The sequence below is a fragment of the Frankia sp. CeD genome (assembly GCF_000732115.1).
GTDB lineage: Bacteria > Actinomycetota > Actinomycetes > Frankiales > Frankiaceae > Frankia > Frankia casuarinae.
This window is the reverse complement of sequence record NZ_JPGU01000039.1, coordinates 1-22,829: the sequence shown is the minus strand read 5'-3', so window position 1 is coordinate 22,829 and position 22,829 is coordinate 1. Positions and strand designations below refer to the sequence as shown.

At 69.4% G+C, this 22,829-nt stretch carries 20 protein-coding genes; 10 read left to right on the top strand and 10 right to left on the bottom strand.

What is annotated here, in order from left to right; translation table 11 throughout:
- Positions 1 to 48 precede the first annotated feature (48 nt).
- Complete coding sequence (locus tag CED_RS17055) at positions 49 to 687, top strand: DUF4389 domain-containing protein (protein WP_011436370.1); 639 nt, start codon at positions 49 to 51, stop codon at positions 685 to 687.
- Between the two features lie 92 nt (positions 688 to 779).
- Here the strand turns inward: CED_RS17055 and CED_RS17050 are convergent, their stop codons facing one another.
- The 6 genes from CED_RS17050 to CED_RS17030 all read right to left on the bottom strand — a co-directional run bounded on the left by CED_RS17050 (position 780) and on the right by CED_RS17030 (position 7,326).
- Positions 780 to 1,013, bottom strand: coding sequence for a hypothetical protein (locus tag CED_RS17050; RefSeq protein WP_023841713.1), 234 nt, complete (start codon positions 1,011 to 1,013; stop codon positions 780 to 782).
- A gap of 144 nt (positions 1,014 to 1,157) precedes the next feature.
- Positions 1,158 to 2,393 carry a beta-ketoacyl synthase gene (locus CED_RS17045; RefSeq protein ID WP_035734092.1) on the bottom strand — a complete coding sequence of 412 codons (1,236 nt, stop codon included), beginning with the start codon at positions 2,391 to 2,393 and terminating at the stop codon, positions 1,158 to 1,160.
- Between the two features lie 53 nt (positions 2,394 to 2,446).
- On the bottom strand, positions 2,447 to 2,683 hold the full coding sequence (locus CED_RS25885; RefSeq protein WP_011436367.1) for a hypothetical protein: 237 nt from the start codon (positions 2,681 to 2,683) through the stop codon (positions 2,447 to 2,449).
- 92 nt (positions 2,684 to 2,775) lie between these two features.
- Positions 2,776 to 4,548, bottom strand: coding sequence for a long-chain fatty acid--CoA ligase (locus CED_RS17040; RefSeq protein WP_035912241.1), 1,773 nt, complete (start codon positions 4,546 to 4,548; stop codon positions 2,776 to 2,778).
- Between the two features lie 289 nt (positions 4,549 to 4,837).
- The gene (locus CED_RS17035) at positions 4,838 to 5,863 is read right to left on the bottom strand and encodes a LysR family transcriptional regulator (protein ID WP_035912238.1); all 1,026 of its coding nucleotides are present in this window, start codon (positions 5,861 to 5,863) and stop codon (positions 4,838 to 4,840) included.
- Between the two features lie 173 nt (positions 5,864 to 6,036).
- The gene (locus CED_RS17030; RefSeq protein ID WP_011436364.1) at positions 6,037 to 7,326 is read right to left on the bottom strand and encodes a cytochrome P450; all 1,290 of its coding nucleotides are present in this window, start codon (positions 7,324 to 7,326) and stop codon (positions 6,037 to 6,039) included.
- 700 nt (positions 7,327 to 8,026) lie between these two features.
- On the opposite strand from CED_RS17030, the gene CED_RS17025 reads away from it, so the two are divergent.
- The 5 genes from CED_RS17025 to CED_RS17005 all read left to right on the top strand — a co-directional run bounded on the left by CED_RS17025 (position 8,027) and on the right by CED_RS17005 (position 12,837).
- A complete protein-coding gene (locus CED_RS17025; protein ID WP_084680836.1) occupies positions 8,027 to 9,973 on the top strand; it encodes an AMP-binding protein in 1,947 nt (648 codons plus the stop codon).
- Positions 9,974 to 10,038: 65 nt separating this feature from the next.
- A complete protein-coding gene (locus tag CED_RS17020) occupies positions 10,039 to 10,719 on the top strand; it encodes a PaaI family thioesterase (RefSeq protein ID WP_011436362.1) in 681 nt (226 codons plus the stop codon).
- A complete protein-coding gene (locus CED_RS17015) occupies positions 10,720 to 10,980 on the top strand; it encodes an acyl carrier protein (RefSeq protein WP_011436361.1) in 261 nt (86 codons plus the stop codon).
- The gene (locus CED_RS17010; RefSeq protein ID WP_035912235.1) at positions 10,977 to 11,879 is read left to right on the top strand and encodes a cyclopropane-fatty-acyl-phospholipid synthase family protein; all 903 of its coding nucleotides are present in this window, start codon (positions 10,977 to 10,979) and stop codon (positions 11,877 to 11,879) included. The genes CED_RS17015 and CED_RS17010 overlap by 4 nt, the downstream gene beginning before the upstream one ends.
- A gap of 31 nt (positions 11,880 to 11,910) precedes the next feature.
- Positions 11,911 to 12,837: an acyl-ACP desaturase gene (locus CED_RS17005; protein WP_035734084.1), complete on the top strand. Its 927-nt coding sequence runs from the start codon at positions 11,911 to 11,913 to the stop codon at positions 12,835 to 12,837.
- A gap of 280 nt (positions 12,838 to 13,117) precedes the next feature.
- On the opposite strand, the gene CED_RS17000 is transcribed toward CED_RS17005, so the two are convergent.
- Entirely contained in the window at positions 13,118 to 13,933 is an 816-nt protein-coding gene (locus CED_RS17000) for a ferritin-like domain-containing protein (protein WP_035912234.1), read from the bottom strand.
- A 467-nt stretch (positions 13,934 to 14,400) separates the two neighbouring features.
- On the opposite strand from CED_RS17000, the gene CED_RS16995 reads away from it, so the two are divergent.
- Positions 14,401 to 15,831: an NAD(P)/FAD-dependent oxidoreductase gene (locus tag CED_RS16995; RefSeq protein WP_369807851.1), complete on the top strand. Its 1,431-nt coding sequence runs from the start codon at positions 14,401 to 14,403 to the stop codon at positions 15,829 to 15,831.
- Between the two features lie 101 nt (positions 15,832 to 15,932).
- On the opposite strand, the gene CED_RS16990 is transcribed toward CED_RS16995, so the two are convergent.
- The 3 genes from CED_RS16990 to CED_RS16980 all read right to left on the bottom strand — a co-directional run bounded on the left by CED_RS16990 (position 15,933) and on the right by CED_RS16980 (position 18,897).
- Complete coding sequence (locus CED_RS16990) at positions 15,933 to 16,592, bottom strand: sulfotransferase family protein (protein WP_035912232.1); 660 nt, start codon at positions 16,590 to 16,592, stop codon at positions 15,933 to 15,935.
- Between the two features lie 246 nt (positions 16,593 to 16,838).
- Complete coding sequence (locus CED_RS16985) at positions 16,839 to 17,327, bottom strand: Hsp20/alpha crystallin family protein (protein WP_011436356.1); 489 nt, start codon at positions 17,325 to 17,327, stop codon at positions 16,839 to 16,841.
- Between the two features lie 625 nt (positions 17,328 to 17,952).
- Entirely contained in the window at positions 17,953 to 18,897 is a 945-nt protein-coding gene (locus CED_RS16980) for a LysR substrate-binding domain-containing protein (RefSeq protein ID WP_011436355.1), read from the bottom strand.
- Between the two features lie 73 nt (positions 18,898 to 18,970).
- On the opposite strand from CED_RS16980, the gene CED_RS25810 reads away from it, so the two are divergent.
- The 3 genes from CED_RS25810 to CED_RS16970 form a co-directional block, all read left to right on the top strand.
- Positions 18,971 to 19,093: a hypothetical protein gene (locus CED_RS25810; RefSeq protein ID WP_255361128.1), complete on the top strand. Its 123-nt coding sequence runs from the start codon at positions 18,971 to 18,973 to the stop codon at positions 19,091 to 19,093.
- 33 nt (positions 19,094 to 19,126) lie between these two features.
- Positions 19,127 to 21,361, top strand: coding sequence for a catalase/peroxidase HPI (gene katG / locus CED_RS16975; RefSeq protein ID WP_035912229.1), 2,235 nt, complete (start codon positions 19,127 to 19,129; stop codon positions 21,359 to 21,361).
- A gap of 1,097 nt (positions 21,362 to 22,458) precedes the next feature.
- On the top strand, positions 22,459 to 22,829 hold a 371-nt coding region (locus CED_RS16970; protein WP_035912227.1), incomplete at its 3' end, for a FadR/GntR family transcriptional regulator.

Genomic DNA, 22,829 nt, shown 5'->3' with positions numbered 1-22,829 from the left:
CGAAAATAAGCCGGCAGGACGAGGTTACCGATTTACCAGGGAGCAGCCATGACCGACCAGGGGACATTTAGCGTAGAGCCGCGGCACCCCGGCCATCCGGTGTCCTTCGAGATCGACTACCCGACAGGGGAGCGCGATCGACTCACCGTGTTCTTTCGAATTATCACGGTCATCCCGATCGCGGTCGTCCTCGCGGCGGTCGGCGGTACGGGATACGGCAGAAACAGTGCGATGTTCGGCGGCGGGCTGCTGTTCTTCGCTCCCCTGCTGCTGATTCTTTTCCGGCAGAGGTACCCGCGGTGGTGGTTCGACTGGAATGTCGCTCTACTGAGTTTCACGAACCGGGTCGTGGCCTATCTCACCCTGCTGCGGGACGAATATCCCTCGACGGAGGACGAACAGGCCGTCCACTTGACGATTCCCTATCCGGACGCCGCGCGTCTGAACCGCTGGCTGCCCCTGGTCAAGTGGCTGCTGGCGGTCCCGCACTACATCGCGCTGTTCTTCCTGTATATCGCGACGGTGGCGGCGATGATCGTCGGCTGGTTCGCCGTGCTCCTCACCGGACGCCTCCCGCGGGGACTGTTCGACTTCGTCGTCGGCGTGCTGCGCTGGACGAACCGGGTGGTCTGCTACGCGGTCATTCTGACCACGGACGACTACCCACCGTTCCGACTGCGGCCCTGAAAGGCCGTGGGTGACGGCACGGTTCCGAGGGTGGACAACCGACAGTGGGGTTCGGGTCGGCGGACGCCGTTGTCCGACCGGCCCTCGACGGATCAAGCTACGGCGGATGCCGCAGGCGCGGCCATCCAGGTCAGATCGGCCACGGTGACGACGAGTCGGCGGGCGACGTCGTCGGGCGACCGCCCCGCCTCCAACGCCTCCCGAATGGCCACCCCACGTGCTGTGCGCAGATCCAGTCTGCGCGGATGGTCAGCCCACATCAGATCATCTGCCAACGCGGCTCGCTCGAGCGGATCGGACACCTGCAGTACCTGTTCGTAGGACATCACGGGCCAATGGTTACGGCTAGTCGGATCTTTGGCAACATGTGCATGGCGACTTTCTGAGCATCGTGCGCNCCCGNTGCTCCCGCCATGGCCGTCCGGTGTCCGCTCGGGCAGACGTACCGACCACGGCGAGGCGACCGACGGTCAGGGCCAGGGGGTGAAGGCGAGGCAGACATCGTGGCCGCCGAAGCCGAACGACGTCGACAGCGCCGCGCCGGTCCGGATCGGCCTGTTGTCCATCGTCACCACGTCCAGCGTGATCTCGTCGTCGATCGCCTCGAGGTTGCGGGTCGCCGGGACCGTCCGCTCCCGCAACGTCAGCACGCAGAGCAGCGCCTCCACCGCGCCGGCCGCGCCCAGCAGATGTCCGGTCATCGACTTCGTCGACGTCACCGCGACACCGTCGAGCGCCGCGCCCAGCGCGCCGCGCAGCGCACGGCTCTCGGCGAGATCGCCAGCCGGTGTCCCCGAGGCATGCGCGTTCACGTGCACCACGTCCGCCGGGTCAAGACCGGCGGCGTGCAACGCCCGGCGCACGGCCCGCGCCGCCCCGGCTCCCGTCGGGTCGGGGGCTGCGACGTGATAGGCGTCGGCGCTGACCCCAGCGCCGGCCACGGTCGTGTAGACCCGGGCGCCGCGGGCGCGGGCGTGCTCGGCGGCCTCCAGGACGAACATCCCGGCACCCTCGCCGAGCACGAATCCGTCCCGGACTTTGTCGAACGGCCGGGACGCCGACTCCGGCGGGTCCTCACGGCGGGACAGCGCCTGCATCTGCGCGAATCCCACGAGCGGGAGCGGATGGACGGCGGCCTCCGTGCCACCGGCGACGGCGACATCCGCTCGACCGGCCTGGATCAGGTCGACGGCGGTGGCAATGGCCTCCGCACCGGACGCGCAGGCGCTCACCGGAGCGTGCACCCCGGCGCGGGCACCGAGCGCGAGACCCACCGCCGCGGCCGGTCCGTTCGGCATGAGCATCGGCACCAGGTGCGGGGACACCTGGCGCGCCCCGCGCTCCCGGAACACGTCGTACTGGTCGAGCAGGGTGGTGAGGCCGCCGACCCCGGAACCGACGACGACGGCGAAACGTTCCGGCTCCGGCGTGGGGGTGCCCGCGTCGGCCCAGGCTTCCCGGGCTGCGACGAGGGCAAGCCGCTGCCCCCGGTCGAGCGTGCGTGCCTCCACCCGGCCAAGCTGCGGCTCGACGGCCACCGGCGCGGCGATGCGGACCGGCAGCGACTGCGCCCACGGCTCATCGAGCCGGCGGATCCCGGATCGGCCGGCCAGCACGCCGCTCCACGTCGACGCGACGTCGCCGCCGAGCGGTGTCGTGGCCCCGAGACCGGTGACCACCACCTGCCGCGCCGCCTGCCGGCCCACCGCCTGCCTGGCTGTCGTCCGCCCGTTCGCCGTCGGGTCGGTCGTCTCGATGCTCACGCGACGCCTCCGGGAGTGAGGCTCAGCGGCAGCGACGTCAGGCCCCGCTGGATGAGGCGGCTCAGCAGGTCGTCAACGACCTGCTCGGCCCACGGCCGCATCCCCTCGATCGTGCGCGGGGTGAACGCCTTGCTCACCAGGCCGCGCAGCCGGGTGTGGCCGGGCGGTTCCATCTCCGGGTCGGACCGTGCGGGCCAATCCGGTGCTCCCAGGGACGGTGCGGCGGAATCCACGTGNGGCTCCGTTTCGATGCGCCGAGATCCAGGCGGGCGGAGGNCAGTGCCGGACCGGTGCCGGGGCCAGGTGCCGGACCGGTACCGGGCGGTCAGGACGCGTACAGCTCCTCGATCTCCTTGGCGTTCTCCTCCTCGATCACGGCACGGCNAAGCTTCAACGACGGGGTGAGCTGGCCGCCCTGGATGGTGAAGTCGTGGCTCAGGAGGCGGAACTTCCGCACCGACTCGGCCCGCGAGACCTGCGCGTTCGCCGCGTCGACCGCGGCGCTGACCTCGGCGACCAGCCGAGGGTCGGTGTGGGCGGCGGCCTCGTCCAGCTTGTGACCGCCTCGCCGGGCCCAGGCCTGCACGGCGGCCCGATCGAGGGTCACGAGGGCCGTCACGAACGGCCGGTTCTCCCCGATCACTATGGCGTTGCTGACCAGCGGGTGCAGCCGGATGCGGTCCTCCAGCGGTGCCGGCGAGACGTTCTTCCCCCCGGTGGTGATAATGATCTCCTTGATTCGACCGGTGATGTGGAGATACCCGTCGTCGTCGAGCCGACCGAGGTCACCGGTGCGCAACCACGGCTCGTGCGCGCCCGTCCGATCCGGCCAGTAGCCCGGCGAGACCTGCGGCCCAGCCACCAGGACCTCGCCCTCGTCGCTGATCGCGACGGTGGTCGCCGGCAGCGGACGGCCCGTGCTGCCCGGCCGGTCGAGCCCGGGAGCGCTGATGCTGACGGCCGTCGAGGCCTCGGTCAGCCCGTAGGCGCCGAGGACGTGCACCCCGACCCCGGTGAGGAACTCGGCGGTGGAGGGGTCGAGCGTCGCTCCCCCGCACACGACGTGGCGCAGGCGCCCGCCGAACGCCGCGCGCAACCGGCGGTACACCAGCCGGTCGAACAGCGGAGCCTGAAGCCGCGTGACGAGCCCCAGGCCGCCCTGCCCACGCCGGGCCCGACCCAGCACGCAGGCGGTCCGTTCGGCCGCGGCGAACAGGCGCCCCGAGAGTCCGCCCGCCGCCGCCGCCCGCGCGCCCTTGCGCATCTTCTCCAGCGCCGACGGAACGGTGATCAGGAAGGTGGGGCGGAAGGTGCGCAGCGCCGGGACGAGGCCCCCGGGGTCCGGCAGCAGGGCCGTCCGCACTCCGGCCCACAGACACCCGATCATGGTCACACGCCCGAACACGTGCGAGAGCGGAAGGAAAAGAATGGTACTGGCCGAGCCGGTGGCCGGACGCATCACCGGGTCCAGCCGCTCCACCGAGTTGACGGCGGCGGAGAAGACGTTCGCGTGGGTCAGCAGGCAGCCCTTCGGCACGCCGGTCGTCCCGCTGGTGTAGACGATTGTCGCGAGGTCGTCGGCCCGGACCGCGTCCCGGCGGCGGAGCACCTCGGACTCCGCGACGGACTGACCGGCGGTGCCGAGTGCCGACACGGCCTCGTCCAGCGACCAGACGCGCGTCGCGGGAAGACCCGCTGACAGGACCAGGCGCTCGTGGTCGGGTGTCTCGACGAAGCACCACGAGGCCTTGGAGTCACCGATGATGTGGTCGACCTGGTGGGCCGAGGAGGTCGGGTAGACGGGGACGGTGACCGCGCCGATGCTCCAGATCGCGAAGTCGGCAACGGCCCAGCCGTAACCGGTCCGACCCATGATCGCAACCCGGTCGCCAACCCCGACGTCGTGCGCCACCAGGCCCCTGGCGACGGCCGCGACGTCGAAGCAGAACCGGCCCGCGGTCACATCGCGCCAGCCTCCGTCCACCTGATGGGCCAGAACCGGCCGGTCGGCGACCATGGCGACCTCAGTAAGGACGGCGGCGGCCAGCCCTCGGTCGGCGGGCAGCTCAGTACCTCCGGGCACCCGCAGAATGTTCACAGTTGATCCCCTGATCCCCGTTCCCGGACGCGCACAGGTCAGCCCGGATGGTCGACGAAAAATCCCCTATTAAATGCGATGGAAAAGACGATGACAAAGACGTTCCGACATCGCACCCATCACTCCAAATGGCACCGCGAGTGGAACGGGACAAGCCCGGCCGCTTCTTCATGCTAACCGTCTTCCCAGCCCATGTGAATGGGTACGGACGTCGCTGTGGAGCTGACCGCGATGGTTTTCTCTGATCGATCCATTGTTCAGGCCTGCCGATCTTCAGGCCTGCCGGTCTTCAGGCCTGCCGGATCAGCGAGCACGCACCGGCGGTCACCGAGGTCAAGGCCGCGGGCGTGCTCCGCGGCCTTGGTGCCGGGCCGGTCGCCGGCTCGTCCGACCTGGACGGATCCAGGGACGGCGGTCCCAGGAACGGCCCGGCGGCGTCGAGGCTGTTGAGGAAGGCCGTGACGACGGGCTGCGGATCCGGACGCCAGACCGCGTACGCGCCGACAGTCGGTACCGGGTCGACGAGCCGCACCGCGACGGGGCCCTTCGTGGGCACATGCGCGCCGCGATCCGCCGACGCGAAGGCCACCACCGGCCTGGTCGTGACGACGATGCCGGTGGCGCCGGAGTCGTCGACCTCCTCTGCCACACTCAGGCGGATGCCACAGCGGTCGGCGGCGGCGAGGATAGCGTCGTGCATCGCCGGGCTCTGTTCCCGGCGGAACAGCACGCATCCCTGGCCCGCCAGCTCCCGGAACGAGACCTGGCGACGGTCCGCCCACGGATGGTTTNGCCCGACGAGCGCCACCAGCGGCACGGTGAAGACCCGATGGGACCGCAACTGGGCCGCGAGAGGCCCGGCGAACACGAGCGCGACGTCGAGTTTTCCCGCGGTGAGGGCGGACAGCTGGGGGCCGCTGCGAGCCTCCCAGAGAGTGGTCGAGACGTTCGGGTAGTCAGCGTTGAGCCGTAGCAGGGTGGGTTGGAGGACCCGTTCCCCGGCGGGGAAGTTGAACCCGATGGAGATCCGACCGGTCCGGCCGGAAGCGGCCTCCCTGGCCGCCCGGACCGCCTGTCGTGCCTGTTCCAGCAGACGTCGTGCCTCCATCTCGAAGGCCCGGCCCGCCGGGGTCAACCGGACCTCCCGGGAGGTCCGGTTGACCAGTTCGACACCGATGTCACGTTCGAGACGCTGGAGCTGCTGACTGAGAGAGGGCTGGGCCAGATGGAGCCTGGCCGCGGCCCGGCCGAAGTGGAGTTCTTCTGCGATCGCCAAGAAAGAGACGAGGTATCGGAAATCGATCTTGCTCTCCATGGTACCTCCCGCGGACACGCTAGCGATCCCGAAAAACTACGGGTGAATACGGCGTGTGGAGATACGGAAGGTACGGTGTAAGATTCGCCCGACGTGGCATCCACCACGCCTCCGACCTGGCACTTGACTTCGAGCAGAATATCAGAAGCGGCTCGATCCGCGACTTTGCGGCACTATCCCCGGAAGCGGACGGGGAGCTCCGCCAGTCCTCGGATGAGCAGGTTGGATTTGTAGGGCGGCGAATCGACGAGAAGCTCGGCGGACCGGACCCGGTGGAGGAACCCCGCCAGGAAGATCTCCATCTCGAGCAACGCCAACGGCGCGCCGAGGCAGTAGTGGTGACCGAGGCTGAACGACAGGTGCCGGGACGCGCCGGAGCCTGCCACGTAGCGGCGCACATCGAGACGGTCCGGGTCGTCGAATGCCTCCGGATCACGATTGGCGCAAGCGATCAACGCCACCACACCCTCACCCGGGGAAAAGGTTCGGCCACCCACCGTCATCTCCCGGGTCGCTGCCCGGGTGTTGAGGTGGATCGGGGAGTCATAGCGTAGCAGCTCGTCGACGGCGGGCCGGATGAGATCCGGTTCGTCGCGCAGCAACGCCGTCTGGTCGGGGTTACGCAGCAACGCCAGCGCCCCGTTGCCGACCAGGTTGACCGTCGTCTCGTGGCCGGCAATCAGCAGGGTCACGCAGGTGCCGAGCAGTTCGTCCTCGGTCAGCCGATCACCCTGCTCCTCGACGGCAGCCAGCGCGCTGAGCAGATCGTCGCCACCGCTGCGGCGGCTGCGCGCGACCAGCGCACGGAAGTAGGCGAGAAACTCGGGGATGGCGTCGTTACGCTCCGCCAACGCCTCCGGAGACATCAGGACGTCCGGGTCGAACGCCCTGGCCAACGCCTGCGACCAGATCTGGATGATGCCGTGGTCGGCCGCCGGCACCCCGAGGATCTCACAAATGATCGTGAGTGGCAGCGGGTACGCGATCGTCTCGATGAGGTCGAACTCTCCGGCCCGCAGCGCGGTGTCGAGCAGATCGTCGACGAGGGCGGTGATACGCGGCCGCAGATCGGCGACCCGACCCGGGGTGAACGCCTTACTCACCAGGCCGCGCAGCCGGGTGTGGTCCGGCGGCTCCATCCACAGGAACGTCGCCGGGAACTCCTCGGCGGGCAAGGTGGGATGCAGCTGGTGGGCCTCCTGATCGTGCCCCCAGCTCTGGTTGGACAGTACCGCTACACAGTCGTCGTGCCGGGTGGCGACCCGCAGTCCGAACGGCGTCTCGTGCAGCCGGCCGGCTGCCCGCAGGCGCGCATAGAGCGGATAGGGATTCGGCCTGTTCGCGGGATCGAACAACGCGGCCAGCAGATCAGGCGCCTGGTCCGGGAGCGGTTTCCCGTGGTCGGCCGCGACGCCGGTACCGGCGTCCGCCCCGGCGAATACGGAATCGGTTGTGACTGCCATGACGTGCTCCTCATCGTCGGTCCGACGAATGCCGGCGCGGGTGGTGCCACGGAGCTCGGTTCACGGTGGGTCTCCACCTGGAAGCGCCCCGGGACCTGTGCGTTCAGGCCACCTGCCCGGAGCCTGATCGCGGCGGTGAGAAATGAGGGAATGGAGGCGATGGATGGGATGAGTAAGGACGGTGGCGGCGGGNGGGGACCCTCAGTTCCGTTCCCGAGTCTTGTCTCCTGACCCTTGTCTCCGGATTCCGGCCGGACACGGGAAACTTGCTTCGGTCGCGGTCGCGGTCGCGGTCGCGCGCCGAGCCGGCGACCCGGCGACCCGGCGAGGTGATCGGTACATTTGATACCACCAGGACGACACCCAGGTGAACTCCCAGGAAACCATCGGATGAATTTTCCGACCGCCGGAACGATTCGGTGATGTATTGTCGGCCCTGATGGATCAATAGATTACCTAAATTTTTGTTGACGAACGACCACCATACCCACGAGCCTTTTCCTGCCGCCCGCGGCATTCATCAGCACATCCGATCATCAGTACACCCGACGGACAGAGATCAGTACACCCGACGGGCGAGTACACCCGACGGGCGGCCCGATCGGCTGCTGTTCGGCCGCCGTCGCCTCGGTGCCGGCCGGGCCCCATCCGTCGCACGGACGCGGAAGACACCCGGACGCGGAAGACAGGAGCGCGGATCATGCCTGCCATCCGGAGCGAGGTCACCTCGCCCACCTCCGCCATCTCGCCCATGTCTCCGACTCTCCATCCGCGGCCGGGCCCCCCACGGTCGGCGACGACCGGCGGGCCGACCCACGCGACCCACGGCAGCCACCCGACCGACCCGACCGGCACGACCGACGCTCGCGGGCACCATGAGCCGCTCGACGCCGAGACGTTGCACGACGCACTGGACGTCGCGGCCGCCCGGCATCCCGACACGCCCGTCACGTTCCCGTCCACCCACGAGGTGATCTCGCTGCGGGACCTCGCGGCCACCTCCCGGATCATCGCGGCCGCGCTGACGACGGACGGGGTCCAGGCCGGCGAGCGGGTTGGGGTGCTGGCCGCGAACTCGGCCGAGTTTCTGCTCGCGCTCTTCGCGATCAGTCGGGCGGGCGCGGCGGCCTGTCCGCTGCCACTGCCGACCACCGCGCACGACCTCAACGGCTATGCCGACCGGGTCTCGCGCACTACGGCGGCCGCGGGCATCCACCGGGTGGTCACCGGCGGCCGAGTGTCGGCCATCCTGCGCCGCACGGCCGACCGGCTCGGCGGACTCCGGTTCCNCCCCGCGGCTGACCTGGTCCGCGACGTCGGTCCCGCCACGCCCACACGCCAGCCACATCCGGGTCCCGAATGCCCGGTGGGTGCGGTGGGTGCGGTGGGTGCGGACGACGTCGCGATCGTGCAGTTCACCTCCGGCAGCACCGCGGCCCCGAAGGGCGTGGTGCTCAGCCACCGCGCCGTGCTGTGCGGCATCCGCGCGATCATCGACGGCATCCGGCTCGGTGAAGGCGATCACGGCGGAATCTGGTTGCCGCTGTTCCACGACATGGGGCTGTTCGCGACCCTCAGCGCGATCATGACCGGCATCCCGATGACCGTCTGGTCCCCGGCGGACTTCGTCCGTGACCCCGCCGGCTGGCTGCGCTCGTTCCTCGCCAGCGGCGCCACGATCTCGCCGGCGCCGAACTTCGCCTACGACGACCTCGTCCGGGCGATCGACCCAGACGAGGTACCCGGGCTGGACATGCGCCGGTGGCGCGTCGCGCTGAACGGAGCCGAGCCGGTCTCCGCGGTCGGCGTCGAGCGCTTCCTCGACCACTTCGCGCCGGCCGGGTTCGCCCCCACGGCGATGTTCCCCGTGTANGGGATGGCCGAGGCCNCCCTGGCCGTGGCCTTCCCGCCGCTGGGCCGCGCCCCCGTGGTCACCTGGGTCGACCGGGACCGACTCGCCGCCGAGGGAATCGTGACGGAGGTCCCGCGCGAGCATCCGCGCGCCAAGGGGCTGGTCGCCGTCGGCCGGCCGGTCCGCGACATCCGGATTCGCATCGCCGACCTGCACGGTGACGTCCTGGCCGATCCGCTCGGCGACGGTCTGGCACCGAGCCTGCGGGTGGGCGAGATCCAGATCCGGGGTGGTTCGGTCACCTCGGGCTACCTCACCGCGGGGGGCCTGACGACCGGGGGCTTCACAGCGGACGGCTGGCTGCGCACCGGCGACCTCGGCTTCCAGCGCGGCGACGATCTGTTCGTGACCGGCCGGGACAAGGAAATGATCATTATACGCGGCGTGAACTACTACCCCGAGGACGCCGAAGCGGCGGTGCGTGACCTTCCGGGCGTGCACCGACGTCGCGTCGTCGCCTTCGGCTCCCCCGACCAGCCGGACGCCGCCGGCAGCCCTCCGGACGCCACCGGAGCGAAGGCTGCCGGCGGCGTCACGGTGGTCGGCGAGACCGCGCTGACCGAGCCCGCGGACCGAGCCCGACTCGCGACCGACCTGCGGATGGCGGCGACTGCGGCGCTGGGGCTGTCCACGGTGACGGTGCGTCTGGTCGAGCCCGGCGCGCTGCCCCGCACCTCCAGCGGCAAATTCCAACGGCTGGCGGTACGCGACCTGGTCGGGCGCGGCGTGCTCTGACCCGCAAGCCCAGCGTCCAATTCCGCACACCCACCGCGTTCCGCGCCCATCGACCAGGGAGCCCGATGCACAGCCACCTGATGACGCCGAGCCCTGACGGCCCGCGGGAAGCCGACGATCCGGAGGACTACCTGAGCGTGCCGTGGTCCGTGCTCGCGGACTATCGGTGTTTCGGCTGCTCGCCGCACAATCCGCACGGGCTGCAACTACGCTTCTCCGCCCACGCCGACGGCATCTCGACCCGTTTCCGGCTCGAACGCCGGCACGAGTCCTATCCCGGCGTCGTGCACGGTGGCCTCATCGGAGTGATCGTCGATGAGACGATGGGCAATCTGATCGTGCTGCAGGTCGGGCTCACCGCGTTCACCACCGCGCTGCGGGTACGCTACCTCGCCCCGCTGAGCGTCGGCGCCGAATACCGCTGCGTCGCCCGGCTGCGCGGCGTCCCGGATGCTACCCCCGGCCGCGGGGACGCGGCACCGGTCGGCGGCACGGCCGGCGGCGTAAGCGGCGGCAGAGCAAACGGGCTGGTGCACGCCGAGGCCGAGCTCCTCGACGAGGCCGGGACGCTGCTCGCGACCGCAAGCGCGACCTACCGCCCGACCCCGATGGACACCGCCCGGGACCGGATGATGCTGAATCCGACCGAGGCCGACCGCGTCGCGCAGGCGCTGGCGGCGACGCTCACCAGACCACCGGCCACCGGGTCCACCGCCGCCGGCCTCCCCACCTCAGAGGAGCACTGAATGTCCGTGTCGTATACGGAGATCGTCACCACCGTCACCGCCATCGTCGCTCGTGAGCTCGGCATCCCGATCGAGGACCTGGCTGCGGACGCCGATCTGCGCTCCGTGGAGGGTGCGGACTCGGTGAAGGTGCTCCGGATGATCGCCCGGGTGGAACGCGAGTACGACGTCGAACTCGAGGACGATGACGTCTTCTCGGCGGTCACCGTCGCCGAGGTCGCCGACGTCGTCCAGGCTGCGCTGCAGGTGCAGGCCGCATGAGCTCGCCCGTCACCACCGCGCCGGAGGCGGCGGCGGGCCTCGCCACCGAACCCACGACGAGCACCGAACCCACGACGAGCGACACCAATCAGCACTACGACCTGCCGCCCGAGGTCTTCGGCCTGTTCCTCGATCCCCTGCGCAAGTACAGCTCGGGTCTCTACCGCACGGAGCACGACACCCTCGAGCAGGCGCAGATCGCCAAGCTCCACTTCGTCGCCGATCGGCTCGGCCTGCGCCGCGGTGGTCGCGTCCTCGACATCGGATGCGGTTGGGGCTCGCTGACGCTGTTCATGGCGGTCGAGTACGAAGCCGAGGTCGTCGGGGTCTCCCCCGCAGGGCGACAGCACGCCTACATCGCGCAGCGAGCCGCCGAGCTCGGCGTGAGCGACCGCCTCACCACGATCCAGGGCCACTTCGAGACGGTCGAGCTGCCCTCGGGGAGTTTNGACGCGGTGACGATGCTCGGCTCGATCGTGCACATGCCCGACCTCGATGTCGTGTTCCGGCGGGCCCGGGCGCTGCTGCGCCGCGACGGACGGCTGTACGTGTCGGAAAGCTGCTTTCGCAACGCGGCCACCCGGGCGGCGTTCGACCATCGGGAAGGGACCGAGTTCGTCCGCGCATCGATCTTCGGCTGGGGGGACATGCGGCCGCTGTCCGACCTCGTCGCCGGCGCCGAGGACGCCGGTTTCTCCCTGGCGAGCCTCGACGATCTCACCGACGACTACCGGCGCACCATCGACGACTGGCTGGTGAACGTCGACGCGGCCGCGGAGCGGATCGACGCGATCCGCCCGGGAACGGCCGCGACGCTGCGCCGCTATCTGGAGGTCGCGAACGCCGGCTGGGGCTACACCACCAAGCACTACGCGCTGGTGTGCCGCAAGGCACGCTGACCGCCGCCGAGCGAGGAACGGGATCCACATCATGACGGCATCCGACATTCTCCGGCCGGCGTTCGGCCAGGCCCGCGGCGTCGAACCACCGCGAGCCCCCGCACGCCCGGCCCTGGCGCCGCTGCTTCCTCCCGCCGAGGTCGAGGCGGCCGTCATCGCCTTCCACCAGGCGGGTTCCNCCNCCCGCCGCTTCGACGTCGAATCGACATTCGCCTGGGAGAACGCCGACGCCGGTCGGCTCACCGAGGGACAGCGCTCCGCGGTCCGGTTCATCACGTTGATCGAGGACCACCTGCCCGGCTACTTCGGCGTGTACGAGCGGGCCTTCCCGCTGAACCCCGACGTCGACGTCGAGACCTTCGTGCACAACCGGGAGCTTTACCACTTCACCGTGCGTTGGGCGCAGGAGGAGGACAGCCACGCCCGGGCACTGTTCCGCTACCAGGTCGCCGCCGGCATCGCCGATCCCGACGAGCTGCGGCGGGAACTGGCGACCGAGGGGCGCAAGCACTTCGAACTGCCGCACGACCACGCGGTCTCGCTGTTCGCCTACGCCCTGGTCCAGGAGAAGGCGACCCAGCTGTACTACCAGCAGCTGCGGGCGGTCGTCGGCGATCCGGTGTTGGCCGATCTGCTGAACCGGCTCGCCAAGGACGAGGCCCGGCACTTCACCTTCATGGCCGACATCGTGGAACGGTACCTGCGCCGCCACGGCGACGCCGTCATCGAGCCGATCCGGGAGGTTATCGCGCACTTCCGGATGCCACTGGCCGACACGATCCGGGGTTACTGGCGCTGGGCCCTGCGGATCGCCGAGACTGCCCGCTACGATCACACCGACGCCTACCCGCACCTCATCCGAGTGGTCAACCGGGCGGTCGACGTCCGCACCGACAAGGTCGACGAACTGGTTCGCTTCGTCGACGCCTGCCGGTCGACGACCCTGGACACCCCGTAGGTCCCTGCCAGGACCAGCGCAGCAGCAGTGGCCGTCCCACGAACCGGCGGCCGGTGAATTTGCGGGAGCTGAGCGCGGTCCGCGATCCCTGGACCGTGCTCAGCTCCCCACGACTCGGCCGCCACACGATCACGCGCACGATCACGCGGACGCGTCCCGGCTGGGACGCGTCCGCGTGGATGGCCGCACGGGAAACTACCGGATCCGTTCGTGACAGGCCCGGTACCGGCAAACCCGGCACCGTCAGGCCCGGTACTGACGAACTCGATCGCCGAAGCGGTCAGGGCATCGCCTCCACCAACGCCTGCCGGATGTCGGAGTTCCGGTTGAACTCCCGGCCGAGAACGCTGCCGAGCGCCTTGCGGATCTTCACTTGGAGCTGTTCCAGCGTATCCGGCTCGGAAACCCGCAAGAACACCTCGAACGCGGTGTCAATGGTCTCGTGGCCCTGAAGATCCTCGAGCAGGCGGTGCTTGAACTCCCCCACCGGATGCTTGATCCGGTTGTTCGACATGTAGAAGTGGAACGTCTCCAACACGGACACGAGCTCGTGCGGATTCCGCTCCAGCCGGCGCTTCGCGAAGTACATGAACTCCCGGGCATGACCGGCCTCGTCCCGGCTGGCGCGCAGCATGAGGTCCGCCAGCACCGGCTCGCGCACCCACTCCGACATCGTCCGGTAGACCGTGTTCACCGTCATCTCCGAGATGACGTTGGTGATCAAAGTGGCGCTCGGCGTGGTGCCCGGCACGTAGGGCTCGCGCAACGCCTCGATCCGGCGCTGGTCGATCTGGGCGTCCACCGCCTGCAGCCACGCCCGGAAGGCGTAGTGGTGCTGGAGCTCCTGGTAGCCCCAGATGTTCACGAAGGCAGAGCAGTCGTAATCGTCGGTGAACTCGTTGAGAAAGCCGTGCACCGCCGCGATGGAGGTGGCCTCACCCATGACCGCACCCTTGACCAGCGCAATATACTCGGGCTGGACAAGATCCCTGCGGATCTCGTCCAGCGGCAGGTCGACCAGCTTCCACTGCAGCCGCTCATAGTGCTGGAATACGTCAAAGCTGTGCGCGTTCTCGATGGTGTCGGAGGNCGCCATGCTGGAATCTCCCCTGGCCCGGTCCCGTCGACCTGTGCGGACTCGTTTCTATTTCACCACAGTTGGTTCGACAATATCAACGGCCAGTCATTACGTCATCCCATCGATCGATGGGAACAGGCTATGGCGCCCACGACGAAGTCCTTGGATTTTTATGATGTTCTCGCCCAGGATTCCGGGAAGATTAACCCACGAGTCGATCCGGCGGGCCGCCAATACCTCATGGCTGCTCTGGCTCCATGAACCTGCTCCAGGCACCTGCTCCATGCACCGCGCGAGAGACCGGGCAAGAGGGAGTTCATGTGACACCTGCTGCGCACGCTGCTGACGCGGGTCGAGAAGCTGGAGCTGCCTGGAGCCGCTCAGCGACAGCCGCCAGGACAAGCCGAACGTCAACTTCCGCGGCCCTGACGGACTCCCGGCCGCCCCGCGGCAGCCGGGGGCACGCCGTCGTCCTCGGCGCCGGGATGGCCGGGCTCCTCGCGGCCCGGGTGACGGCCGAGTTCTTCGACCGGGTGACGATCATCGAACGAGACGACCTCACCACCGAGGGTACTCGCCGCGGCGTCGCGCAGGGATCCCATCTGCACGCCCTCACCGAACGAGGCCGGTTGTGCCTGGAGGAGCTGTTCCCCGGGTTCACCGACACCGTGACCGGCCACGGCGCGCCTCGCGCCCACATGCTCGTCGAGACCCGGTGGTACGTCCGCGGGCGGCGATTGTACCCCACCGACACCGGGCTCACCTCCCTGCTGGCGAGCCGGCCGCTGCTGGAGAGCGTGCTGCGGGAGGCCGTACTCGCCCGTTCCCAGGTCCGCCTGCTGCAGCGGGTGCGCGCCGTTGGGCTGGTGGGCCGGCCCGGCCCGGGCGGTCCGGACGAACCCGGCCGGATCGTCGGGGTCCGGGTCGAACGCCTCGACAGTGGCCCGCGGCCGGACGACGCCCGAGTCAACGGCACCCAAGCCAACGGCANCCGGCCCGACAGCAGCACCTGGCCCGGCGGGGTACGCCCTGCGGATGCGCACCTCGACGGCGGCGAGGTCATCGAGGCGGAGCTGGTCGTCGACGCGACCGGCCGCGGCTCCCGGGCAGCGGACTGGCTCGCCGCGCACGGGCTGCCCGTGCCCGTGCGCGAGCAGGTCGACGTCGACCTCGGCTACGCATCCCGCGTCTACCGGCGACGCGCGAGCGACCTCGACGGCCAACGTGCGGTTATCATCTCGACGATCCCCGGGCTGCGCGGCGGTGGCGCCGTCGCGCAGGAGGACGATCGGTGGATCGTCACCCTGGCCGGCATGCTCGGCGAGCATCCGCCCACCGACCCGGACGGGTTCGCCCGCTTCGCGGCAACCCTGCCCGCTCCCGACATCGCCCGGCTCATCGCCGACGCCGAGCCGCTCGGGGATCCGACCCCCTACCGCTTTCGCGGATCGGTGCGACGCCCGTACGCACGCCTGCGCGAGCCCAGCGCCGGCTTCGTCGCCNTCGGGGACGCGGTGTGCAGCCTCAACCCGCTGTACGCCCAGGGGATGACGGTCGCGGCCCAGCAGGCGCTGGCGCTGCGGGACGCCCTGCGGGACACGCCGGACGCGCTCGGCCCACCCGCCGCCCGCACCGACGCCGATCTGCCCCGGCGGTTCTTCACCGCCGCGGCCGTTCCCGCCGACTTGGCCTGGGCTCTGGCCACCGGAAATGATCTAGGATACCCACAGGTGCAGGGGCGGCGCACCCCGCGGATCAGGCTGGTCAACGCCTATCTGCCCCACGTGCACGCCGCCGCGCATACCGACCCGGTGGTGGCCCGGGTGTTCATGCGAATCATCAATCTGGTCGAACCGCCGTCGGCCCTGCTGCGACCGGACGTCCTCACTCGGGTGCTACGCGCCCGCCGCTCCTGATCCTCCACGCCGGCGGCCGGCTCCGGGTGCCGTGGGATGCGCACGTGCCCGGGACCGCGCCGGGCCGGGAATCCCCGCCTCAGCCACCGAGCTGGGCGGGTTCACGGCTGGACACCACTCGCGCTCATGGCCGCGACGACACGTTCACGGTGTTTCGCCGCGTAGGCTTCTCGATTGTTCAGTCGGGGGAACTGTTCCCCCGGAACCGGCACACCGAGGAAGTCGCACAGGGGCCCCCACCCCTGGGCGACGTCGAATACCAACAGACGGTCGGCTGAGATCTCGCGTTGCACCGCGGCATTGTGCTCCGCGAAGACCTGTAGGGCGTGGTCCTTGTCTGCGAAACGCCCCTTGAAGACACCGTCCCACACCACCAGATTCATCATGGTGATCACGCGCATGGCTTCCGCGCTCATTCGCGCCGGTCGGTTCGATATCGCCTGGAACAGTGTGCTCCGCGCACTGTCATACCACTTTTCCGGGTCGCGAACCGTAAGAATCACTCGAGCCGACGGGTAGTGGTCCGCAAGCTCCCGCCAGAACCGGGCTCCCGGCCAATCGACTGTCGATCTGTACTGGCCGTACAGCGAGTCCCAGTCCACAGGAGCGCCTTCAGCGGCACTCGTCCATGCGGCAATGGTCTCTCGGTGCGCGAGGACCTCGTCCATGTGATGACAAGGGCCGTAACCGAGCTGTTCGAGGGCCAACTTGAGCGAAAGCGTTCCGGTGCGCCCGAAGCCCGCACCAATGATGTTGATCATTTCCCTCCTCCGTAGACAACGGATGCAACATTAACGACCATTCCGTTGCGAGTCCAGAGGGAATTTTAATAATCTACCATTCTGGTAGGGATTGTGTAGTTGTAAGTATCCTAACTGCCCACACCCGGTTGTCCGGTGTAGTTTTATGGAGGATTCAGGATTCAGGATTCACCACGGCGCCGCGGCCAGGCGGGCACGGCCTCCGCCGGGGATAGCGGACACGCGGGCAGCGGCCCCGCCGCCGGGTCAGCTGCCGCCGCCACTGCCGCCGGTGACCTCGATGTGCCTGGGCTGACTCTTCCTGGACTTGGCGAGCCGGATCGTCAGCACCCCGTCGTCCAGCGACGCACTGACCGACTCCGGGTCCACCTCGCCCGGCAGCACGATGCGATGTTCAAACCTGCCCACCCGGCGGGTCTGACGGCGTAGCACGCCCTTCCGTTCCCGCTCCTTGATCTCACCGGTGACCCGAAGCTCGTTATCCTGCAGGTCGATCGAGACATCGCGGCCGCGCACCCCGGGGAGCTCGAGTTCGACGATGTAGGCATCGTCGGTCTCCTCGATGTCGACCGGGATGACGGCGGCGGCCAGCAGTCCCACCGGTCGGCCTTCCGCGCCACCGACGACCTCATCGAGCAGGCTTCCCATCCGGGTCCAGGCGTCCTCGATCTCCCGGAACGGATCCCACCTGATCACCGGGGCCGGACGTTGGCTGCTTCGCACCGGAAATGCCATGATGTTCCTCCACTCGTCAATATCATTTCGACATCATTCGATTCGACCACACAATCAGCTGTTATCGGTCAAACACTTCCATCGCCGTCTCCCTGGTCGTCGGCGGGTAAATCGGCCGCGGCGGGAAACACTGACCACTGCTTCGGGGTTGTTCCGCAACCGCCGGAACGGTGAACAACCGGCGCGACCTCTCCGGGACGGCCACCGCCTGGGCACACAGCACCCGGGCAGGTGTGGAGGCCGCGAAGCACGGCGGTCCCGCCATCCCCTCGAATCAGTTTTCCTCATCAAGACGAGCCGGCGGGACCCTGGCCCTGTCCGCTGACGGACAATGAGCCCAAAGTCCTTCTGCCCAGCTCCGCCCGCACGAAACCACAGCCGGGCGACGGTGCGGGCATCGCGGCATCCCGCCCTGCCCCGGCTGGTCGCGCGGCTGAACGCACTCCCAGGGGCTCCTCGAGCACCTCGGCGACCAGCCCGCGATCGTGACCACGCTGCAGGAATGGCATGACATCCTCGCGGCTGTCAGCCGGCAATCCGCCGAGACGGATCCGCTGCCAGTGGCACAGTGGCGTGCGCTCGCGGCCGGCCTGCCGCGTTCCCCGGAGCCCGCCGAGGGCGCGCGTCAGACCGCCGCGGCCGGCACCGGGGCGAGGGCGAGACCCGTCCCCGGCAGGGCGGCCCGCACCTCGGCGGCGAGCAGGTTCCAGTCCGTCACGCGGGCCGAGGTCAAGCGGTAGGCCAGGCCGACGCGCCGGTGCGGCGCGGGCCGGCGGAACGTGGCGACGGCCAGGCCCCGCCCCTCGCCGACCTCGACTCCGACAGCGGCGGCGGGGACGAGGGTCAGCCCCAGGCCACCGGCGACCATCTGGACGATCGTCGACAGGCTCGCCGCACGCAGGGTGGAACGCTCCCGTGCCCCTGCCTCCCGGCAGACCTCGAGTGCCTGGGCCCGGAAGCAGTGCCCGTCCTCCAGCAGGAGCAGGTCCTGCCCGCCGATGGCTGCGACCGGCACGGCAACGCCACCCGCCAGCGGGTGCTCCGCGGGGGTGACGAGGACAAAGTCCTCGTCGTACAGCGGGATCTCGGCTGTCCCCGGCTCATCGGTGGGCAGAGCGAGCAACGCGAGATCGAGCGCACCGCCGCGCAGCTCCGCCAGCAGGGTGGCCGTCTGAGACTCCCGCAGCCGCAGCCGCGCCTGCGGCCACCGTTCCCGCAGCGTCGGCAGCAGCTGTGGGAGCAGGTAGGGGGCCACCGTGGGGATGACCCCAAGACGGATGTCACCGACCAGGGGTTCCCGGGCCCGGATGGCCAGTTCACCGATGTCGTCGACGGCACCCAGTACCCCCCGGGCCCGCCGGACGATCTCCTCCCCGAGCCCGGTGAGCAGGACGCTGCGGGTGGTGCGTTCCACGAGCTGGACGCCCAGGGTGCGCTCAAGCGCCGCCACCGCGCTGGACAGCGTCGGCTGGCTGACGTGCAGGGCCGCCGCGGCGCGGCCGAAGTGCCGGTGATCGGCCACTCCGACGAGGGCGCGCAGCTGGGCCAGGGTCGGGTGCGGACTAGCCATAGATTGAGGCTATCAAAGTTGCGGAATTTTTCGATTTCTCTTCCGAGTCGCCGACCGTGACAGTGTGACAGTTATGACAGTGGAGTCATCCCTGCGCGGCTTCTCGATCGACGAGGCCGTCAACGAGGCCATCAACGACGGCCGCGGCCATCTACTGGGGCCGGCGCCCCGGCTGTTCCACCGCACGCGTTCCTGATCGCTCCTGATCCGTCTATGCCCGGAGGGTCCCATGTCCGAGAACCATGACGCAGTCGTGTACAACACGAACGCGNAGAACGGCGGTGGCTGCCCNGTCGCGCACAGGCGCGCCCCNCACCCCACCCAGGGCGGCGGAAACCGCGGCTGGTGGCCGAACCGGCTCAACCTGAAGATCCTCGCCAAGANCCCCGCCGTGGCCAACCCCCTCGGCGGGGAGTTCACCTATGCCGAGGCCTTCCGGACCCTCGACCTCGCCGCCGTGAAGCAGGACATCGCGGCGGTGCTGACTACCTCGCAGGCCTGGTGGCCGGCCGACTACGGTCACTACGGCCCGTTCATCATCCGGATGGCGTGGCACAGCGCGGGCACCTACCGCATCAGCGACGGTCGCGGTGGTGCNGGTGCCGGCCAGCTGCGTTTCGCTCCCCTCAACAGCTGGCCGGACAACGCGAACCTCGACAAGGCTCGCCGCCTGCTGTGGCCGGTCAAGAAGAAGTACGGTCAGAAGATCTCATGGGCCGATCTGATGATCCTCGCCGGCNACGTCGCCCTGGAGTCGATGGGCTTCGAGACCTTCGGCTTCGCCGGCGGTCGGGTGGACGTCTGGGAGCCTGACGAGGACGTCTACTGGGGCCCCGAGACCACCTGGCTCGACGACGAGCGCTACACCGGCGACCGGGAGCTCGAGAATCCCCTCGCCGCCGTCCAGATGGGTCTCATCTACGTCAACCCGGAGGGCCCGAACGGCAACCCGGACCCGATCGCCGCGGCGCGCGACATCCGCGAGACGTTCCGCCGGATGGCGATGAACGACGAGGAGACGGTCGCCCTGATCGCCGGCGGCCACACCTTCGGCAAGACCCACGGCGCGGCCAACCCGGACGAGCACGTCGGCCCGGAGCCCGAGGGCGCCCCCATCGAGGAGCAGGGCTTCGGCTGGACGAGCACCTTCGGCACCGGCAGGGGTGGGGACACGATCACCAGCGGGCTTGAGGGTGCGTGGACGAACNCCCCGGTGAGCTGGGACAACAGCTTCTTCGAGATCCTGTTCAGCTACGAGTGGGAGCTGACGAAGAGCCCCGCCGGTGCGAACCAGTGGAAGCCGAAGGACGGTGCCGGTGCCGGCACCGTCCCCGACGCCCACGACGCAGCGAAAAGCCACGCCCCCACGATGCTGACGACGGACCTCGCCCTCCGGTTCGACCCGATCTACNAGCCCATCTCGCGGCGCTTCCTGGAGAATCCGAGCGCGTTCGCGGACGCGTTCGCCCGGGCGTGGTTCAAGCTGACGCATCGTGACCTGGGGCCGGTCGCGCGCTACCTCGGCCCGGAGGTCCCGACCGAGACGCTGCTGTGGCAGGACCCGCTCCCGGCGGTGGCCCACGAGCTCATCGACGCCGCGGACGTCGCCACTCTCAAGGGTCAGATCCTTGCCTCGGGCCTGTCGGTCTCCCAGCTGGTCTCCACCGCGTGGGCGTCGGCCTCGACGTTCCGCGGTGGTGACAAGCGCGGCGGCGCCAACGGTGCGCGCATCCGCCTCGAACCACAGCGCGGTTGGGAGGTCAACGAACCCGACCAGCTGGCGGCGGTCCTGCGCACGCTGACGAGAATCCAGGAGGTCTTCAACGCCGCCCAGACNGGCGGCAAGCAGGTCTCACTCGCCGACCTGATCGTGCTCGCCGGTGGTGTTGCCGTCGAGCAGGCCGCCGCGAACGCCGGCTTCGACGTCGAGGTCCCCTTCGCACCGGGACGTACCGACGCGTCGCAGGAGCAGACCGACGTGGAGTCGTTCGCGGTGCTCGAGCCGACGGCGGACGGGTTCCGCAACTACCTGGGGAAGGGCCACCGCCTGCCGGCTGAGTACCTTCTGCTCGACCGGGCGAACCAGCTGACCCTGAGCGCCCCCGAGCTGACGGTCCTCGTCGGTGGTCTGCGGGTCCTGGGCGCCAACTACCAGCAGTCGCCGCTCGGCGTCTTCACCGCGACCCCCGGGTCGCTGACGAACGACTTCTTCGTCAACCTGCTCGAGCTGGGCACGACGTGGAAGACGACGTCCGAGGACGCGAACACCTTCGAGGGCCGCGATGCCGCCACGGGCAAGGTCAGGTGGACCGGCAGCCGCGCCGACCTCGTCTTCGGTTCAAACTCCGAACTGCGCGCGCTCGCGGAGGTCTACGCGAGCGACGACGCGCGGGAGAAGTTCGTGCACGACTTTGTCGCGGCGTGGGTCAAGGTGATGAACCTCGACCGGTTCGACCTCGTCTGATCCTGGTTCACCTCGCCCGATCCTGACGTCCAGGTCGGCCCGTGCCGGGCCACCTGGACGTCCTCGGTCCCGTCGCCATGGGCCTGAGGACGTGACGGTCGTGACGGTCGTGACGGTCGTGACGAGCTCGTCCGCCGAACAGGTGCCGGCGGCCGATCGGCGTGACAGGCGTCACCAGCACCCCCATACCTTCAGATAATCGACTGATCCTGCTAGACAGAACCAGTACCCGGGGAAACCTCGACGTCGCAGTACGATCCCGCGGGGACGACCATGATCCTTTGTGATCCCGTGCCGCCCCTGCCGGAACGGCTCCCTCCCGCCGCCCAGGCCGTCCAGCCGCTGTCCCGGCCACGCTCCCCGTTCCCGTACTAAGCCGGGGGTCAACGGCTCTCGCCTTCGAAGATCTCCCTCACCGCCGCCGCGCGCGGGACGAGCGGTAGCGTGCGCGCCGCCAGCCTTCCTCTGGACACGCCTGGCGACTGGCCCGCGCGCCCACCCGAGGCACGGGAGAAACCCTCGGCATCCGGTCTCCTCGATCCCCTGCTGCTCTCTGTCCCCAGCCCTGGGCCGGCGACCGCCACGGTTCGGCGCACCGGCTGCCGTTGCACCGTTCGTCTCCCTCCCCCTCGACACGGAGGTCGAGGCGGCGGTCACCGTGCGACGCGTAGGTCGACAACTCACTGTAGTCGACTCCGAGCTCGGATCGGCGGGATCCCGGGCGAGCGTGCTTGTGCGTTTTCTCGTCTCGCGCCTCACCGTCCATTGACCCCTTCAAGGACGCGCTGGTCAACGCCTGTTCGAGGGACCAGACGGAGCGGGGACCGCGGCAGTCCGGTCGAGCGCGCCCGCACCCGGGCCGAGTCGGTCAGGNCGACATTTTTATTAACTCTGCGTAACAGAATGCGGAATACAACGTGGTCCTTCACCGCCCCGGACCGGAGGACCACCCCCATCGCTGCCACAATGCGACTTCGTAAGCACGGTTCGTAGTCAGACGGCACCAAAGACCACTAGCCACACATCCGACATCGCAGTCCGGAGTCTGGGGAATACCAGATTCCGGACAGCACGATCATCAGGGGGATCAAGAGATCATGACGTTAACGCATCCGACCGAGACGCCGACGAGCCTGATGACCGGGCATCCGGTTCGGCTGGCCCGCCCGGGGGAGACGGACGACCGCGAGTCGCGCCCCGCCCGGGACACCACCACGACAATCACCCGAACCGGCACCCCCGGCATCGGCGGCATCACCGCCACCGGCCCCGGCCACCCCCTACCCNCCCCCCTGCTAGCCACCAACCGCGTCGGCCAACACGTCCGCGTCCCCAAGACCGCCGAACTCGTCGCCGCCCACCTACGCCGCCAGATCGTCCGCGGCGAACTCCAAGAAGGCGACGCCCTACCCCCCGAAGCCGTCCTCATGGAACAGTTCGGCGTCTCCCGCCCCACCCTGCGCGAAGC

Coding starts and splice junctions, on each gene's coding strand:
- CED_RS17055 (WP_011436370.1), top strand. CDS start 49: ATGACCGACCAGGGGACATTTAGCGTAGAGCCGCGGCACCCCGGCCAT.
- CED_RS17050 (WP_023841713.1), bottom strand. CDS start 1,013: ATGTCCTACGAACAGGTACTGCAGGTGTCCGATCCGCTCGAGCGAGCC.
- CED_RS17030 (WP_011436364.1), bottom strand. CDS start 7,326: ATGGCAGTCACAACCGATTCCGTATTCGCCGGGGCGGACGCCGGTACC.
- CED_RS17020 (WP_011436362.1), top strand. CDS start 10,039: ATGCACAGCCACCTGATGACGCCGAGCCCTGACGGCCCGCGGGAAGCC.
- CED_RS17015 (WP_011436361.1), top strand. CDS start 10,720: ATGTCCGTGTCGTATACGGAGATCGTCACCACCGTCACCGCCATCGTC.
- CED_RS16990 (WP_035912232.1), bottom strand. CDS start 16,592: ATGATCAACATCATTGGTGCGGGCTTCGGGCGCACCGGAACGCTTTCG.
- CED_RS16985 (WP_011436356.1), bottom strand. CDS start 17,327: ATGGCATTTCCGGTGCGAAGCAGCCAACGTCCGGCCCCGGTGATCAGG.
- CED_RS16980 (WP_011436355.1), bottom strand. CDS start 18,897: ATGGCTAGTCCGCACCCGACCCTGGCCCAGCTGCGCGCCCTCGTCGGA.
- CED_RS25810 (WP_255361128.1), top strand. CDS start 18,971: ATGACAGTGGAGTCATCCCTGCGCGGCTTCTCGATCGACGAGGCCGTC.